This is a genomic window from Brevundimonas sp. GW822-FHT03E11 (assembly GCF_058801445.1).
The window spans coordinates 108992-125999 of sequence record NZ_JBXANG010000003.1 but is presented as its reverse complement, the minus strand read 5'-3'; the positions used below and the strand labels follow the sequence as shown (position 1 = coordinate 125999).

The 17008-nt window shown below is 68.5% G+C and carries 15 protein-coding genes; 3 read left to right on the top strand and 12 right to left on the bottom strand.

The features are described from left to right. Positions 1-12: 12 nt before the first annotated feature. A complete protein-coding gene (locus tag AC1RKE_RS05920) occupies positions 13-1140 on the bottom strand; it encodes an efflux RND transporter periplasmic adaptor subunit (protein ID WP_191555087.1) in 1128 nt (375 codons plus the stop codon). 200 nt (positions 1141-1340) lie between these two features. Here AC1RKE_RS05920 and lepA point away from each other — a divergent pair, with 200 nt between their 5' ends. Continuing rightward, on the top strand, positions 1341-3149 hold the full coding sequence (gene lepA / locus AC1RKE_RS05915; RefSeq protein WP_348683629.1) for a translation elongation factor 4: 1809 nt from the start codon (positions 1341-1343) through the stop codon (positions 3147-3149). Positions 3150-3158: 9 nt separating this feature from the next. Here lepA and AC1RKE_RS05910 read toward each other — a convergent pair whose 3' ends face one another. Further along, entirely contained in the window at positions 3159-4277 is a 1119-nt protein-coding gene (locus AC1RKE_RS05910) for an acyl-CoA dehydrogenase family protein (RefSeq protein ID WP_333897283.1), read from the bottom strand. An 85-nt stretch (positions 4278-4362) separates the two neighbouring features. Further along, positions 4363-5547 (bottom strand): acyl-CoA dehydrogenase family protein, encoded by a 1185-nt coding sequence (locus AC1RKE_RS05905; protein ID WP_348683631.1) that lies wholly within the window; start codon positions 5545-5547, stop codon positions 4363-4365. Between the two features lie 143 nt (positions 5548-5690). Here AC1RKE_RS05905 and AC1RKE_RS05900 point away from each other — a divergent pair, with 143 nt between their 5' ends. Beyond that, positions 5691-6203: a GNAT family acetyltransferase gene (locus AC1RKE_RS05900; RefSeq protein WP_152950977.1), complete on the top strand. Its 513-nt coding sequence runs from the start codon at positions 5691-5693 to the stop codon at positions 6201-6203. Here AC1RKE_RS05900 and AC1RKE_RS05895 read toward each other — a convergent pair. Beyond that, on the bottom strand, positions 6200-6457 hold the full coding sequence (locus AC1RKE_RS05895; RefSeq protein ID WP_152950978.1) for an Lrp/AsnC ligand binding domain-containing protein: 258 nt from the start codon (positions 6455-6457) through the stop codon (positions 6200-6202). The genes AC1RKE_RS05900 and AC1RKE_RS05895 overlap by 4 nt on opposite strands. A gap of 217 nt (positions 6458-6674) precedes the next feature. Between AC1RKE_RS05895 and AC1RKE_RS05890 the strand changes: the two genes are divergently transcribed. Continuing rightward, the gene (locus tag AC1RKE_RS05890) at positions 6675-7352 is read left to right on the top strand and encodes a bifunctional 4-hydroxy-2-oxoglutarate aldolase/2-dehydro-3-deoxy-phosphogluconate aldolase (protein WP_054766673.1); all 678 of its coding nucleotides are present in this window, start codon (positions 6675-6677) and stop codon (positions 7350-7352) included. Between the two features lie 2 nt (positions 7353-7354). Here AC1RKE_RS05890 and AC1RKE_RS05885 read toward each other — a convergent pair whose 3' ends face one another. The 8 genes from AC1RKE_RS05885 to AC1RKE_RS05850 form a co-directional block, all read right to left on the bottom strand. Further along, positions 7355-7876 carry a periplasmic heavy metal sensor gene (locus AC1RKE_RS05885; RefSeq protein ID WP_152950979.1) on the bottom strand — a complete coding sequence of 174 codons (522 nt, stop codon included), beginning with the start codon at positions 7874-7876 and terminating at the stop codon, positions 7355-7357. Further along, entirely contained in the window at positions 7873-8283 is a 411-nt protein-coding gene (locus tag AC1RKE_RS05880; protein WP_348683633.1) for a hypothetical protein, read from the bottom strand. Before AC1RKE_RS05880 ends, AC1RKE_RS05885 begins: the two co-directional genes overlap by 4 nt. Continuing rightward, positions 8280-8864: an RNA polymerase sigma factor gene (locus AC1RKE_RS05875; protein ID WP_183215108.1), complete on the bottom strand. Its 585-nt coding sequence runs from the start codon at positions 8862-8864 to the stop codon at positions 8280-8282. Before AC1RKE_RS05875 ends, AC1RKE_RS05880 begins: the two co-directional genes overlap by 4 nt. Positions 8865-8930: 66 nt before the next feature. Then, the gene (locus AC1RKE_RS05870) at positions 8931-9569 is read right to left on the bottom strand and encodes an EF-hand domain-containing protein (protein WP_152950981.1); all 639 of its coding nucleotides are present in this window, start codon (positions 9567-9569) and stop codon (positions 8931-8933) included. A gap of 48 nt (positions 9570-9617) precedes the next feature. After that, a complete protein-coding gene (locus AC1RKE_RS05865; RefSeq protein WP_395942392.1) occupies positions 9618-12542 on the bottom strand; it encodes a bifunctional [glutamine synthetase] adenylyltransferase/[glutamine synthetase]-adenylyl-L-tyrosine phosphorylase in 2925 nt (974 codons plus the stop codon). Positions 12543-12690: 148 nt separating this feature from the next. After that, a complete protein-coding gene (locus tag AC1RKE_RS05860; protein WP_348684325.1) occupies positions 12691-14094 on the bottom strand; it encodes a sensor histidine kinase in 1404 nt (467 codons plus the stop codon). 151 nt (positions 14095-14245) lie between these two features. Further along, the gene (locus tag AC1RKE_RS05855) at positions 14246-14917 is read right to left on the bottom strand and encodes a response regulator transcription factor (protein ID WP_348684324.1); all 672 of its coding nucleotides are present in this window, start codon (positions 14915-14917) and stop codon (positions 14246-14248) included. 500 nt (positions 14918-15417) lie between these two features. Beyond that, positions 15418-16953, bottom strand: coding sequence for a trypsin-like peptidase domain-containing protein (locus tag AC1RKE_RS05850; protein ID WP_152950984.1), 1536 nt, complete (start codon positions 16951-16953; stop codon positions 15418-15420). Positions 16954-17008: the final 55 nt, after the last annotated feature.

Genomic DNA, 17008 nt, shown 5'->3' with positions numbered 1-17008 from the left:
CGGTCCGGTTCCTTAGCGCGCGGCTTGGCCGGCAGGGGCCGGAGCGGCGGCGGCCGGAGCCGCAGTCGCGGGGGCCACCGTTACATGGTCGCCCTCCCCCAGGAAGCCGGCGCCCTGGACCACCACGCGCTGGCCGGCCTGAAGGCCCTGAACGGCCACCTGATCGCCTGTGCGCGCGCCCGTGGTCACGGGAGCGAAGCGAACCGCCTCGCCCTGGCCGATCACATAGACGCCCGGCTTGCCCTCGCGATAGACGATCGCCGCCCCGGGCACGACCAGGGCCGGCTGGTCGCCGACGGCGATCTCGGCGCGGGCGAACATGCCGGGACGCAGCTGGGCCGCAGGGGCCAGAGAGATGCGGGCCAGACCCAGGCGGGTGGCCGGATCGACTTGCGGCGTGACGATCCGCACCGTGCCGGTCGTGGGCGCCGCCTCGCTGGAGGTCACGGTCGCCGACTGACCGGCGCGAACCAGGGCCAGTTCGGTCTCGGGCACCTGGGCGTCCAGCTCCAGCCGACCGTCGCGCACCATGCGGAACAGCTCGGTCCCGGCGGCGATGATCTGGCCCTTGGTCACGCTGCGGCTGGTGATCAGACCGGCGACGGGCGCGCGGATCGTGGATTGGCTGAGGCGGGTCTGGGTTTCCGACAGGGCGGCGCGGGCGGCCGCCAGATTGGCGCTGGAGCTGCGCTGATTGGCCAGGGCCGTATCCAGGGACGCCTGGCTGAGGAAGCCCCGCTCCTTCAGCTGCTGGGCGCGGGACAGGGCCGCGTCGTCCCGGGCGACGTTGGCCTCGGCCAGCTGCACCTGGGCCTGCTGCTGACGCAGCTGGGCGCGCAGCAGGACGTCGTTCATCTGCACCAGGGGCTGGCCCTGACGGACGTAGGAGCCTTCGTCCACATAGACGGCGACGGCCGTCAGGCCGCCGGTCTCGGCCGCCACCGGCACCTCTTCCCAGGCCGAAACCGAGCCCGAGGCGCTGACGGTGCGGCTCAGATTGACCGAAGCCACCGTCGCGGCCGTGACGGTCTGGCGCGCGCCGGCGGTCGTGTCGGCCTTCTCCTCGCCTCCCCCGCCGCAACTCGCCAAAAGGGCCGACAGGGCGACGGCGCAGAGGGCGGCAGCGGTTCGGGTCGTCATGGACACGGGGGAGTTCCTCGGTTTCAGGCGAAGCGGATCGCCGGCTCGCGCCGGTCGGGAAGGTGTTCGGCTAATACCCCGTCCGCGCCTCCGCCTCAAACCCGGACGAGCAACATTGCAGAGGTGTAATCTACGACGAGGCGCGCCCGCCGGACCTGGGCGGCTGGTCCAAAAGGAATACGCATGTTAGGGGCGCGCGGATGACGACTCCTCCGATCTCGAACATCCGGAATTTCAGCGTGGTCGCGCACATCGACCACGGCAAGTCCACCCTGTCCGACCGCCTGATCCAGCACACCGGCGGGCTGACCGCGCGCGAGATGTCGGAACAGGTTCTCGACAATATGGAGATCGAGAAGGAGCGGGGCATCACCATCAAGGCCCAGACCGTGCGCCTGACCTACAAGGCCAGGGACGGCGAGGAGTATATCCTGAACCTGATGGACACGCCCGGCCACGTGGACTTCGCCTATGAGGTCTCGCGCAGCCTCGCCGCTTGCGAGGGCTCGCTGCTGGTGGTGGATGCGTCGCAGGGGGTTGAGGCCCAGACCCTGGCGAACGTCTATCAGGCCATCGACAACAATCACGAGATCGTCCCGGTCCTGAACAAGATCGACCTGCCCGCCGCCGAGCCGGAACGGGTCAAGGCCCAGATCGAGGACGTCATCGGCCTGGACGCCTCCGACGCAGTGGAATGTTCGGCCAAGTCGGGCCTGGGCATCGAGGAGGTGCTGGAGGCCATCGTCACCCGCCTGCCGGCGCCCAAGGGCGACCCCGACGCCCCGCTGAAGGCCATGCTGGTCGACGCCTGGTACGACCCCTATCTGGGCGTCGTCGTCCTGGTCCGCGTCTTCGACGGCGTCTTGAAGACCGGCATGCGGGTCAAGATGATGCGCAACGGCTCGACCCACCTGATCGACCGGGTCGGCGTCTTCCTGCCCAAGAACACCCCGGTGGACCAGCTGGGCCCCGGCGAGGTCGGCTTCATCACCGCCCAGATCAAGGAAGTGGCCCACGCCGCCGTCGGCGACACCATCACCGACGAGAAACGCCCCACGGCCGAACCGCTGAAGGGGTTCAAGGAGGTCCAGTCGGTGGTCTTCTGCGGCCTGTTCCCCGTGGACGCCGCCGACTTCGAGGACCTGCGCGCCGCCATCGGCAAGCTGCGGCTGAACGACGCCTCCTTCACCTATGAGATGGAATCCAGCGCCGCCCTGGGCTTCGGCTTCCGCTGCGGCTTCCTGGGTCTGCTGCACTTGGAGATCATCCAGGAGCGGCTGAGCCGCGAGTTCAACCTGGATCTGATCGCCACCGCCCCGTCGGTCGTCTACAAGATCGGCCTGCGCGACGGCTCCGAGATGGACCTGCACAATCCGGCCGACCTGCCCGACGTGATGCAGATCGACACCATAGCCGAACCCTGGATCAAGGCCACCATCCTGACCCCCGACGAATACCTGGGCGGCGTCATCAAACTGTGCCAGGACCGCCGCGGCCAGCAGGTGGAGCTGTCCTATGTCGGCAGCCGCGCCATGGTGGTTTACGAACTGCCGCTGAACGAGGTGGTGTTCGACTTCTACGACCGGCTGAAGTCCATCTCCAAGGGCTACGCCTCGTTCGACTATGAGATCACCGAATACAAGGTCGGCGACCTGGTGAAGATGTCCATCCTGGTCAACGCCGAGCCGGTGGACGCCCTGTCCATGCTGGTCCACCGCCAGCGGGCCGAGACGCGCGGCCGGGGCATGGTCGAGAAGATGAAGGAGCTGATCCCGCCCCATCTGTTCCAGATCCCGATCCAGGCAGCCATCGGCGGCAAGATCATCGCCCGCGAAACCGTCCGCGCCCTGCGCAAGGACGTGACCTCCAAATGCTACGGCGGCGACGCCACCCGCAAGAAGAAGCTGCTGGAGAAGCAGAAGGCCGGCAAGAAGCGCATGCGCCAGTTCGGCAAGGTCGAAATCCCCCAGGAAGCCTTCATCGCCGCCCTGAAGATGGACGAGGATTGATCGCCCCCCTCAAAACCCCTGGCTCCTCGCCAACCGTTCGGTGTGGAACTGAGCGTCGCCCAGGAGTTCGTTGAGGACGCGGACACGCTTCATATAGAGGCCGACGTCGAAGGCGTCGGTCATGCCGACGCCGCCGTGCATCTGGACCGCCTCCTGCACCGCCAGTTCGGCGGCGCGGCCGGCCTTGGCCTTGGCGACGGAGGCCGCAAGGTCGGCGTCGTCGCGGCCGGCGTCGATGGCCTGGAGCGCGGCCAGGGTGGCGGCGCGGGCCAAGGCCAGTTCGGTATAGAGATGGGCGGCGCGGTGTTGCAGGGCCTGGAACTCGCCGATCAGGCGGCCGAACTGTTTGCGGGTGCGCAGATACTCAAGCGTGATCTTGAAGGCCTGGTCCCCGGCGCCGGTCAGGGTCGAGGCGGCGCAGGCGCGCCCCAGCGCCAGGGCGGGGTTCAGCAGGACCTCCCCCCCGCCGACGGCGCCGATCACGGCGTCGGCGTCGATTTCGACGTCGCTCAGCGTCACGCGGGCGGCGTTGTGGGCGTCGACCATGACGGTGCGTTCGACCGCGACCCCGTCCGCCTTGGGATCGACCAGGAAGAGGGTGATCCCCTCCTCCGCCCGCGCCGCCACGATCAGGGCGTCGGCGATATGGCCGTCCAGCACCAGGGCCTTGGCGCCGTTCAGGCGAAAGCCGTTGCCGGACCGTTCGGCGCGCGCGGCGATGCGGCTGGGCGCGTGTTTGGCCCCCTCGTCGATCGCCAGGGACAGGACGGCCTCGCCGGCCGCGATACGGGGCAGCCAGGCCTGCTGGGCCTCTGAGCCGCCGTCGCTCAGCACCTTGGCCGACAGGACGGCCGAGCCCATGAAGGGGGACGGGGTCAGGGCGCGCCCCAGGCTTTCAGCGATCACCCCCGCCTCGACGGCGCCCAGGCCCAGGCCGCCGTGCGCCTCGGGGATCAGGACGCCGGCGAAGCCCATCTCGCCGAAGCCGCGCCACAGGTCGCGCGACAGGCCGTCGGGATCGCGATCGTCGCGCAGTTTGCGCAGATGGTCCAGCGGGGCGTGTTCGGCCAAGAAGCCGTCGGCGGCGTCCTGGAGCATCGTCTGTTCTTCGGTCAGGATCAGGGGCATTGGGGTCCCAGGGCTGTGCGGCGGAAGAACCCCTCCACCACTTCGTGGTCCCCCTCCCCACTGCGTGGGGAGGAGACGGCGGGGCTCACGCCCCCGGCAGTTGCAGCAGGTGTTTGGCGATGATGTTCAGCTGGATTTCGCTGGTCCCGCCCTCGATGGAATTGGCCTTGGTGCGCAGCCAGTCGCGGGCGGCCGCGCCGCCGTGCGAGCGTTCGCCGTCCCATTCCAGGGCGTCGATCCCGCCGGCGGCCATCCGCAGTTCGTGGCGGCGCTTGTTCAGTTCCGATCCGTAGTATTTCAGCATGGAGGCGATGGCGGGATGGGCCTGTTTGGCCTTCATCTGATCCCCGGCCCGCTCCATCGCCAGGCGGAAGGCGGCGGCGTCGATCTCCAGCTCGGCGATCCGGGCGCGCAGCATGGGGTCGTCCAGCCGGCCCTCGGCGTCGGCGCCGATCGTCTCCAGAGCAGTCTGGTGCAGGGGCCGGCCGGCGCCGACCTCGCCCATGGCGCCGATCATGGTCCGCTCATGGGCCAGCAGATATTTGGCCACGTCCCAGCCGCGGTTCAGCGTGCCGACCAGGTTTTCCTTCTCCACCCGAACGTCGTCGAAGAAGGTTTCGCAGAAGGGGGACTTGCCGCTGATCAGGGTGATGGGCCGGGTGGTGACGCCCGGCGTCTTCATGTCGAACAGGACGAAGGAGATGCCCAGATGTTTGGGCGCCTCCGGATCGGTGCGGACCAGGCAGAAGATCCAGTCGGCCTTGTCGGCGTAGGAGGTCCAGATCTTCTGGCCGTTGACGATCCAGTGGTCGCCGCGATCCTCCGCCTTGGTCTGGATCGAGGCCAGGTCGGAGCCGGCGCCGGGCTCGGAATAGCCCTGGCACCAGCGGATTTCGCCGCGCACGATCTCGGGCAGGAACCGCTTCTTCTGTTCCTCGGTCCCGAAGGCCAGAAGCGCCGGGCCCAGCATCCAGACGCCGAAACTGGCCAGGGCCGGCTGGGCCTTGATGCGCCGCAGCTCCGACGCCAGCACCTTGGCCTCTTCGCGGCTTAAGCCCCCGCCGCCGTATTCGCGGGGCCATTCCGGCGCCGTCCAGCCGCGCGCGCCCATCCGCTCCAGCCACAATTTATGCCCCGGCGTGGCGAAGACGGCGTCGCGCCCGCCCCAGATCGTATCCGCCTCGGAGGCCATGGGACCGCGCACCTCGGGCGGGCAATTCTCTTCCAGCCAGGCGCGCGTTTCGGTGCGGAAGGCGTCCAGATCGGTCATGTCGCGTGTTCCCCGCGTTTCCTCTTTGGAGGGGAGGTTAGCAGATGGGTTTCGATTGGCTACGGTCATTTGCGCCCAGGCAACAGCTTGGCCGCCCGCGCGTTGGTGGTCCTGAAACTAAGGGGGCGGCCCAGGGGGCGACCATGACCTATCTGACCCGCGCGGTGTTCGGCGGCGCCAGCCTGCTGCTGCTTTTGGCCGCCACCGCCCTGATCGGCTTCGGCGTCAAGGACGCCCTGGAGACCATTCGCGCGCCCGGCCAGTCGGGGGCCGAGGCGGTGCTGGACGTGCTGGGCTATGTCATCGTCGCCATCGCCGTCTTCGACGTGGCCAAATACATCTTCGAAGACGAGGTGCGGCGCGGCAATGAGCGGCGCAGCGCCGCCGAGGCCCGGCGCAGCCTGACGAAATTCCTGTCCACCATCGTCATCGCCCTGTTCCTGGAGGCCCTGGTGGTGGTGTTCAAGACCGCGCGCGAGGACGTCAGCCAGCTGATCTATCCGACCGCCCTGCTGATCGCAGCCGTCCTGGTGCTGGTGGGCCTGGGCGCCTTCCAGCGGTTCTCGGCCTCGGTCGAGGAAAAGGTCGGCGAGGACGACGAGGCGGAGGAGCGCAGGGACGCCGTCAAGCGAAAGACCGGCGCCGGAAAATCCTAGCCCCCCTTCGGCAGGAAGGGCGAGAAGGTGATGACGGTGAAGGTGTCGCGGACATGCGGTCGGGTCTGGACCTGTTTGGTCACGAAGGTCCCGATGTCGGCGTCGCGCGGCAGGTTGAACTTGGCCAGCAGATCGTGCTGGCCCGAGGTCGAATAGACCTCCGACACGTTCTCCACATGGTCCACGATGTCGGCGGCCACCTCATTGGCGTAGCCCAGCTCGGTTTTGATGAAGACGAAGATGGCGGTCATCATGGCGGGGGCTCCTGGTTATCGCCCGCCTCCTAAACCGTTTCGGACGCGCCGTCGAAGGCGGCGGGTGAAACAATATGTTCCGCGCCAAGGCTGCGGACCCGCGCCGCGCCGCTTTCGCTTTTCGGGACGGCTGGGATAAGCAGGGCGCGAAGGCCGGGCGACCGGTCGAGGAAACACAGGCGTTCCGGCGCAGGTCGGACAGGCGGAGATTTGAGACATGGCCCATGATCGCGTCAGCGTGCTGAAGGCGCTTCAGACCCAGGGCGTCTGCCCGGTCTTCTATCATCCCGATCCCGAGGTCAGCCTGAACGTCATCCGCGCCTGTGCGCGCGGCGGGGCGCCGGTGGTGGAGTTCACCAATCGCGGCGACTTCGCCTGCGACCTGTTCGGCGAGATCAATCGCGAACTGATCAAGACCGATCCTTGGGTGGTTCTGGGCATCGGCTCGGTCGTCGACAGCGGCACGGCGGCCCTCTATCTGAACCGGGGCGCGCGTTTCGTGGTCAGCCCCTGCCTGGTCCCCGACGTGGCCAAGGTCTGCAACCGACGCATGGTCGCCTATTTCCCCGGCTGCGGCTCGGTGACCGACATCGGCGAGGCGCACGAACTGGGCTGCGACATCGTCAAACTGTTCCCTGGTTCGTCGGTCGGCGGGCCGGACTTCGTCAAGGCGGTCAAGGGGCCGATGCCCTGGGTCAAGATCATGCCGACCGGCGGGGTCGATCCCGACGAAGCCTCAATCGCCAAATGGTTCGGCGCCGGAATCGTGGCGGCGGGCATGGGATCCAAACTGGTGACGGACGCGGCGGTGAAGGCCGGCGACTGGGCCGCCATCGAGAGCTCGGTGCGCGAGGCGGTTCAGGCTGTCGCCGCCTTCCGCGCCTCCAAGGCCTGAGGTCAGCGAGGGACGTCGCCGGCTTCGGGCGGCGGCGGCCCCTCGCCGGCCGGGCGATCGGCCCGGCCCGCGCCTGGTCCCTTCCGCGCCAGTATGTCGGCCATGATGCGGCGGTCCTCGACGTCCAGGGCGCCCAGAATGGCGATGGCGCCGCCTTCCAGGCGGGCGCGGCCGCGCATTTCGGCGGCGCGGGAGTCATTCAGCAGGGCCTGGACCCGCTCGGGATTCATCTGCGGTTGGCGCGCGGCCTCGACCGCCTGACGGCGGGCCTCGCGCGCGGCCTCGAAATCGGGACGGGCCGACAGGGCGACGGCGCGCATGCGGGCGCGCACCTCGCGTCGGGTTTCGGGGCTCAGCTCCGCCACCAGGGCGCGAAAGCCGCCGGCGCGACCGGGCTGGCGCTGTTCGGCGACGTGCTGGTCCACCTTGGCCCGGCTGACGGCGAAGGCGACCCCGCCGGCCAGGGCGAACAGGTTCAGGGCCACAGAGACCGCCAGGGCGATTTTCAGCCCGCGTCCGCTCATCGAAGAACCTCCGTATCGTCCACCCCGGTCAGGCTGGATTGATAAAGCACCGCATCAGCCCGCTCATTGGCGGTCAGTTCGCTGGTCAGGCCGACGCCCGCCACAACCCCGGCGCAGGCCGCCGCCGCCCAGCCGGCGCCCAGATAGAAGGCGAGCCGGTCCAGATGGAAACGACGGCTTCTGGCCTTGGGCGCGGCGGCGAGAACCCGCGCGGTCAGGGCGGCCGAGGGCGCCGGCGCCGGCGCGGCGTCCAGCAGGGCGTCCAGCGCCGCCGCCTCGTCGAGCACCGCCTTCAGCGACGGATCAGCCGCGATCAGGCTTTCGGCGAAGGCGCGTTCGGACGCCGGCCATCGACGCAGGTCGGCGCCGTAAGCCTCCGCCAGGGCGTGCAACCGTTGCGCCTTCATCTCGCCTCTCCTCTCAGCGCCGCAGCCGGGGCGCGGGGCGCCAGGTCCGACAAGGACTGACGCAATGCGCGGCGACCGCGCGACAACAGACTTTCCAGCGCCTCGACGCTGATCTCCATCAGGGCGGCCGCCTCGATATTGGACAGTTCCTGATAATGACACAGGACCACCGCCTCGCGCTGCCGATCCGGCAGGCGGCTCAACGCCTGTCCGACCCGCAAGCCCGTTTCGGCCGCCATCAGACCCCGATCCGGGGCCGGTCCCTCGTCGGGACGGTCGGGGGGCGTTTGCGTCGGAATCTCGCGACGACGCCGCAGCCGATCGTAACAGAGGTTCAGCGCCACCCGGTGCAGCCAGGTGTCGAACCGCGCCTGGCCCGGCGTCCACCGGGGCGCCTGTTTCCACGCCTTAAACATCGTTTCCTGAGCCACGTCCTCGGCCTCGACCGCATCGCCCAGCATCCGCTGCGCCAAGGCCAGGATGCGCGGCAGTTTGCGCGCGACGAGCGCCTGGGCCGCCGCCGGATCGCCCTGACCCACGCGGCGCACCAGATCCTCGTCGGGGTCGATGATCGCGACCAAGCCTGCCTCTTCCGATCCGGACGAAAGGGACCGGTTCGCGCGCGACGGCCGACCCCGACACTGTTCTTACGCCGAACCGGCCGGCGGGGAAGCCGGTTGTTGCGCGGAGCGGGCCTGACGCCGTTCGGCGCGGTGGGCCTGGGCGGCCGCACGGCGTTCCTCGGGGGTGACGACGCCGTCGTGATCGGCGTCCATCGTGTCGAACCGTTCGCCCAGTTTGGCGGCGACGTCCGAAATCGTCACCGGACCGGCCTGGCGATGGGCGCCGTCCTTGCCGCGACGAGGTCCGTCGCCGCGACCCGCCCGTTCGCGACGACCGCCGGCCTCGCCGCGCGCCGCGCGGGCGGCCTCGAACTCGGCGCGGCTGACCGCGCCGTCGCCGTTCGCATCCAGCTTGGCGAAGCGCGAATCCGCGTGCCGGGCGCGCCGGGCCTGAACGGCGGCCTCGCGCTCGGCGACGCTGACCACGCCGTCACGGTCGGCGTCCAAGGCGGTCAGACGCGCGATGTGCTGATCCACGAATTCGGCCCGCGTCACCGGACCGGCGCGACGGGCTTCACCGCGTCGATGATGGGGGCGGTCGGCTTGGGGTCCCGAATGCGCCGCCGTCGGCGCAGGACCTGGGGGCGGCGTCTGGGCCGTGGCGGCGCCGGCCAGGCCCGCCAAGGCGATGACGCCGAGGCCGGTCAGCAAGGTTGTTCTCATCTCGATCTTCTCCTGGGCCGTGGCAAGCACGGCCTTTTCGTCGCCCCGTCAGGAGGTTGAACGCGGGTCCGGCGATTCTCCGTCGCGACCGGCCGGAACCGCCTGCTCGAAGGCCCGACGCGCTTGGGCGCGCAGGTCCGTCAGCCGGGTCTTCAGGCTCTCGAAGTCGGGCGCCCCCGCCGCCTCGGCCAGCCGCTGCTGAAAGACCGCCGGTTCGGCCTCGGGATCTACCCGGCCTTCGAAGGCGGCCGCCAAGAGCTGGGCCAGTCGCTGCTGGATGCGCCAGGCCTCGGCCAGGATCGGGTCCTGCCCCAGGGCCTGAAGCGTCGACAGGGTCAAGGGCTCGCCCGCCGCCGCAGCCTGAAGCTGGCGGTATTGGGCGGCGAACTCGGCGTCCACTTGGCCGCCCGGTGAAAGTTTCAGGTCCCAGAAGCCGTGCGGGCGACGTTCCCGGTCCATCAGGGCGCGCATCCGGCGCACATCCGCCGCCACGTCGACGCCCGGACGGGGCCGCCGCAGCGCCGCCTCGATCGCCGCCGACACCCGGTCGGCGAAGGCCGGGTCGCTGGCCCAGACCACGCGCGCACGGGTCAGGACCATGAACTCCCAGGTCTCGGCCTCGGCGGCGTAATAGTCGTCGAAGGCGGACAGCCGCACCGAAACCGGCCCCTTGGACCCGGTGGGCCGCAGCCGCATGTCCACCTCATACAGGCCGCCCTCGGCGGTATGGGCCGACAGGGCCGCGATCAGCCGCTGGGTGAAGCGGGCGTAGAAGACGTCGGCGGTCCAGCCCTTGATCTCCGACACGGCCTCGGGCGGGGCGTCGTAGAGGGTCATAAGGTCCAGGTCCGACCCGGCTGTCATTTCGCGTGAGCCGGCCTTGCCCAGGGCCACCACGGCGACGGCGCCGGGAAAGGCCCCGCCCAGCCGTTCCGCCTCGACCAGGGCGGCGGGGGCCAGGATACGCATGGCGGCGTCGGCCAGATCGGCATAGGCCCGACCGGCGGCCTCGGGCCCCGCGCGGCCGGTCATGGCGTGCAGGCCGATGCGGAACATCTGTTCGCGGTGCAGACGCCGCACGGCGTTCATCGCCCCTTCGAAATCCTCCGCCTCGCCCGCCTCGCGCACCATCTGTTCGCCCAGGCCGGTGTCGTCGGACAGGTCAGCCAGAAAGCGGGCGTCCAGAATCCCGTCCAGGGCCGCCGGCTGACGGCCCAGGGTGCGGGCCAGGCGCGGCGCAAAGGCCATGACGCCCAGGACCATTTCGAACAGTTTGGGCTGGTTCAGAAACAGGGCCTGAACCTGAACCCCGGCGGCCAGGCCCGAGAAGAAGACGGCGAACCGGCGAAAGGCCTCGTCCGGCGCGCCCGTGCGCGCCAGGGCCTCCAACAGGCGCGGCGCCAGCCGGGTGAACAGTTCGCGCCCCCGCTCGGTCCGGGTCGCGGGGATGCGGCCGTGGTGCCAGGAGCGGATGGTGTCGGCGACCGAGGCCGCCTCGGAAAAGCCCATGCGGCCCAGGGTCAGAAGGGTCTCGGGATCGTTCTCCACCCCGGTGAAGACCAGGCTGCCGTAGCTGGAGTCCAGATCTTCACCGCCTTCGAACAGTTCGCCGTAGCGGGCGTTGACCCGCGCCAGCAGCGCTTCGACATGGGCGTCGAAGGCGGCCAGATCGGCCCAGCCGGCCAGGGCGGCGACGGCGGCGCGCGCCTGGGCGCTCTCGGGCAGTCGGTGGGTCTGTTCGTCGTCCAGCATCTGGACCCGGTGTTCCAGCCCGCGCAGTTCGACATAGGCCGCCGACATCTCCTCGGCGACCGCGGTTGGAATGTGGTCGGCGCCGGTCAAGGCGGCCAGGGCGTCGAGGGTGCGCGGCGCCCTCAGGTCCGGGTCGCGTCCCGCCAGGATCAGCTGCTGGGTCTGGGCGTAGAATTCGATCTCGCGAATGCCGCCCCGGCCCAGTTTCAGATTGGCGCCGGCGGCCTGAAGCCCCTCGCCGGTTTTGTGAACGTGGATCTGTTTCTTGATCGACTGGATGTCCAGGACGGCGGCGTAGTCCAGGCTGCGACGCCAGACGAAGGGCCGCAGGGCCTTGACGAAACGGGCGGCCGCGCGGGGATCGCCCAGCACGGGCCGGGCCTTGATGAAGGCCGCCCTCTCCCAGTTCTGGCCGACGCTCTCGTAATAGGCCAGGGCCATGGGGGCGGCGACGACCGGCGGGGTCGAGGACGGATCGGGCCGCAGCCGCAGATCGACGCGGAAGACATAGCCGTCGGCGGTGCGTTCGCTCAGCAGGCCGGCGATCCCCTTGCCGACACGATTGGCGAAGTCCTGCATCTCCTCGCCCTCGCGCAGGGCCAGGCCCATCAGGCGCGGCTCGAAAAAGAGGGAGATGTCGATGTCGGACGAATAGTTCAGCTCGTGCGCGCCATGTTTGCCCATGGCCAGGCCGAACAGGCCGGGGATGGGGCCGCGCGGATCGTCGGGCGGCGAGACCAGCCGCCCCCGCGCCCGCTGCTCGGCGGCGACGGCGCGCAGGGCGGCGCGGCAGGCGGCGTCAGCGAAGCCGGACAGGGCGCCGGTGACTTGATCCAGGTCCCAGACTCCGCCCAGATCGGCCAGGGCCGTCAGCAGGTGCAGATCGGCCTTCAGCACCCGCAGGGGCGCGCGCACATCGTCCGGTTCGGCGTCCAGGGCGTCGGTCTCGGCCAGGATACGGATCAGGCCGGAGGTCGGGTTGGTCTCCAGCAGGCGGCGCAGATGGGCGGGGCGACGCCGCATCAGGCCGGCGAGATAGGGCGAGGCCCCCGCCACCGGCGCCAGGGCCGGCCAGGCCGCGTCCAGAGTGTCGGCCCAGCCCTCGGATGCGGCGGCCTCGAACAGGGTTTCGTGCAGGCGTTCGGCGGCGGCGGGGTCGGCGACGGGACCGGCGGGGACGAGGCTATGCGCCAACGGAACTGAGGTTTTGGTTTCGGGCATCAAATCATCCGCTCATCCCGGCGAAAGCCGGGACCCAGTGCTTTCGCTCGGCAATGCGTTGGACCACGATCCAAGACACACTCACAAGCCTGAACGCCCAAAGAACTGGGTCCCGGCTTTCGCCGGGATGAGCGGAAATTAGGGGAGATCAGGTCGAGGCCGAGGCCGGCGGCAGGACCAGGGCCACGCGCAGGCCCGGCCCGTAACCCTCATAGGCGCCGGGGCCTTCATCCAGCACCACCCGGCCGCCGTGCGCCTCGGCCACCGCCGTGACCAGGGACAGGCCCAGACCTGAGCCCGGTTCGGTGCGGCTGTTGTCCAGCCGCACGAAACGCTGGACCACCCGCTCACGGTCCTCCTCCGGCACGCCGGGGCCGGTGTCGGTGACCGAATATTCGATCTCGCCGGACGACCGCCGCCGCGCCCGCAGCTTCACCGCCCCGCCGGAGGGCGTGTATTTGATGGCGTTGTCGATCAGATTGGCCAGGGCCTGGGCCAGGAAGGGCTGGTTGCCCTCGATCATCAGGCCGGTCTCGATCTCGGCCGAGAAGTCGATGTCCTTGTCCTCGGCCGCCGGTTCGTACAGTTCGGCCATGTCGGCGGCCAGGGCGGCGGCGTCCATCCGCTGGGGGTCCGGCGCCCCGCCTGATTGCAGCCGGGCGATGGCGAGCACGGTGTTGAAGGTCTTCAGCAGATGGTCCGCCTCGTCCAGGGCCACGCCCAGGGCGTCGACCCCGTCGATCCGGCCCGCCTCGGCGTCGATCAAGGCCACCTCCAGCTTGGCCCGCATCCGCGTCAGGGGCGAGCGCAGGTCGTGGGCGATGGCGTCGCCGGCATGGCGGATGGAGGCCATGGACGCCTCCAGCCGATCCAGCATCAGGTTCAGCCCCTGGCTGAGTTCGTCCAGTTCGTCGCCGGAATGGCGGATGGGGGCGCGAACCTTCAGATCCCCCTCCTGCACGGCTGAGACGACGCGGTTCAGGCCGGCCATGGCGCTTTCGACCCGGCGGCTGATGTAGAGGCCGCCCGCCAGGCCCAGCAGGATCACCAGGCCCATGGCGCCCCACAGGGCCTGGGTCAGGCGGGCCAGATAGTCCTCGATGTCGCCGATGTCGGCCCCGACGAACAGATGTTCGCCGCCCGCCAGACGGGTGTCGATGCCGATCGACTGGCGCCGCCGCACCCGGCCGTCTGCGTCGGTGTCGGTCAGGCGGAAGGGCTCCCAGTCGCCCGTGTCGATCCCCTCGGGCACGTCGGAGATGTTGGCGGTGATGATCTTTCCGTCCGACCCCTTCAGCACATACAGATAGGGGCCGGCGCGGATGGCGCGCTCGACCAGGGCCTGGTTCAGGGCGTCCAGGCCCCGGGTGCGATAGACAGCGGTAAGGGCCGCCCGCTCGGCCTCCACCTCCGCCTGGGCGCGGCCCTGGGCCTCCGAGGCCGAGGCGAAATAGACATAGGCCAGGATCGCCCCCGCCGCCGCCACGAACAGGGCCAGGAACAGCAGCGTCAGGCGAAAGGGCGTGCGGCGAAGGAGGGAGGGAAGGCGCATGGGGCTTGTTAGTGGCGAGTGACGCGTGGCGAGTGGCGAGCAAGCGCAGGGACAGACAGAGGCTTCCGCGGGGCCTGACCATAAGTCGCCGCTCGGTCGCCAGCCTCAATCATTCTCGCCACTCGCCACTAACCACTCGCCACTCCGAACGTCACGCCTCCAACCGATACCCCGCGCCGCGAACCGTCTGAAGCATGGCCTTGTCGAAACCCTTGTCGATCTTGGAGCGCAGGCGGCTGATGTGGACGTCGATGACGTTGGTCTGGGGGTCAAAATGGTATTCCCACACCTTCTCCAGCAGCATGGTGCGGGTCACCGACTGGCCGGCGTGGCGCATCAGGAACTCAAGCAGCTGGAATTCGCGCGGTTGGAGGTCGATCTCTGTGGTTCCGCGATGAACCGTGCGGGCGATCAGGTTCATCTCCAGGTCGCCGACCTTCAGCACGGTCTGGACCCCGCCGGTCTCGCGCCGGCGCGCCAGGGCCTCGACCCGCGCGATCAGCTCGGCGAAGGCGTAGGGCTTGACCAGATAGTCGTCGGCGCCGGCCTTCAGGCCGGTGACCCGGTCCTCGACTTCGCCCAGGGCCGACAGGAACAGGACCGGGGTCTGGTCGCCGCCCTTCCTGACCGTCTCGACCATGCCGACGCCGTCCAGGCGCGGCATCATGCGGTCGACCACATAGACGTCATAGCCGCCCTTCTGGGTCTCCAGCAGGCCGAAGGCCCCGTCCACGGCGTGGGTCACGTCATGGCCGGCCTCGGTCAGGCCGCGCACCATGGCCGTCGCCGCCTCGGCGTCGTCCTCGACCACCAGAATCCGCATCGAAACCCCTCCCGGAATCAAAATCGCCGCCGATGGTAGCGCATCGGCGGCGATTCAGTGAGTTACGGCTTGGTCAGATTACCGATCAGTTCTTGGACAGTTCGATCTTCGGGCGGGAAGCTCGACGCAGCCATCTCCTCGGTCAACAAAAATTGACGAAGCGGAATACAGTTTCAAGTTGACGACTGAACGACTAAAACGCGAACCAACTGAGCGCCACTTGGCATTCGACCTGGGAGATCAAACGTGAAGAGAACACTGATTGCTTTGAGCTTGTTGTCGTCAGCCATAGGTTCGTCCGCCCTCGCATCACCGACAGCGCCGTCTCACCAACCCACCTCCGTGCGGACGGTTATGGTCTGCATAACCAATCACTACCCAGATGGGGCGCCATTTTTAGATTGCCAGATCGTATATTTATACGACGACGAGATCATTCAAGCGTGATTTCTAAAAGTGAACAGCCCGCCATCAGAAATGATGGCGGGCTGTTTCGTGCTCTATTTTTTGAAAGTCAGCACATAGGGTACGTTGCCCTGACCCCGAACCCAGATCAGGAGATAAGCTCCGGATCGGCCAGACGCTTTCACCGAAGCTACGGCGTCTCGGAAGTCGTCCACGGTTCTTACGGGCGTATTCTGAACCTGCTGGATCACGACCCCTTGCCCAAGGCGGGCATCGACACCGGTTTCAACACCCATAATCGCCAAACCTTCGACGGAGGCCGGCGCGCCCAGACGTTGGCGCAGGGCTGGAGTGAGAGGAGTCAAGTTTAGACCTTCGACTGTGGCCGAAGCTCCCGAAGGATCGTTCGGAGCGGCTCCGCCTTGGCCGAGGCCGTTTTCGCTGTTCAGTTCCGTCTCAGAAGGGCGGGTACCGGATCGTGCCGTGATCGTTTGTCGGCGACCGTCACGCAGCACCTCCATCCGAAGCGTGTCTCCCGGCTTAGCCGCGCCAACTAAGCGCGTCAGCTTCGTCGATGAATCAATCACCTCGCCATTCAGCGAGACGACAAGATCGCTGAACCTGAGGCCAGCCTTGTCGGCCGGACCTTCAGGGGTGACCTCAGCAACGAGGGCGCCCTTCTGGTCGGCTTTCAGCCCCAAAGCACCCAACTCCTCGGTGGTTGGCGTACTGATTTTCACGCCGAGATAGCCTCTCTCAATCACCTCCCCACGCATCAAGCGCGACGTGATCTGCTTAGCGATTTCCGCCGGAATCGCGAAGCCTATGCCGACTGACGAGCCAGTTGGAGACAGAATGACGGAGTTGACACCAATAACGCGACCGTAGACATCAAAGGTCGGCCCGCCCGAGTTCCCGCGATTGATGGCGGCGTCGATCTGCAGAAAATCGGTGTATGCTGAAGAGGCATCCGGCAAGCTGCGGGCTTTCGCAGAGACAATCCCCGCCGTCGCCGTGCCGCCCAGCCCGAAGGGGTTGCCCACAGCGATCACCCAGTCGCCCACGCGGGGTTCGGCCGTTTCTTCAAAGCTGACGTATTTGAAGTTGTCGCCATCGACCTTGATCACGGCCAGATCGGTGGCCTCATCGCGCCCCACCAGACGCGCGGGCAGTTCGCGGCCGTCCGACATCTTGACCTTGATCTCGGTGGCGTCGGCGACGACGTGGTTGTTGGTGACGATGAAACCGTCCTGCGAGATGAAGAAGCCCGAACCGGCGCCCTGGGTGGTGCGGGGTTCGGCGTCTTCGCCATCGCTGCGGCCCTGGGGCGGGACGAACTGGAACGGCAGGCCGGGGATTTGGAAGGCGCCGCCCTGGGGCTGATCCACCTTGACCGTCACGTCGATCTGGACGACGGCCGGGGCGACCTGGTCGAAGATGTCAGCAAAGCTGTTGGGCGCGCCGGGCGGAGGCGAGAAGCGGTCGCCGTTGGCGGGGACGGGGGTGATCCGGTTGACGGCCTGGGGGTCGGCGTGGGCGCCGGGCCAGGTGACGATCCCGCCCGCCGTCGCTCCCGCCGCCAGGGTCAGGCCGGCCAAGGCCCCGAGAATGAACTCTTTGCGCTTCAGCATCTTGTTCTTGCGATCCTCTGTCGGGGCCGCGCCCCGTCTCGCTCTTGATATAGGC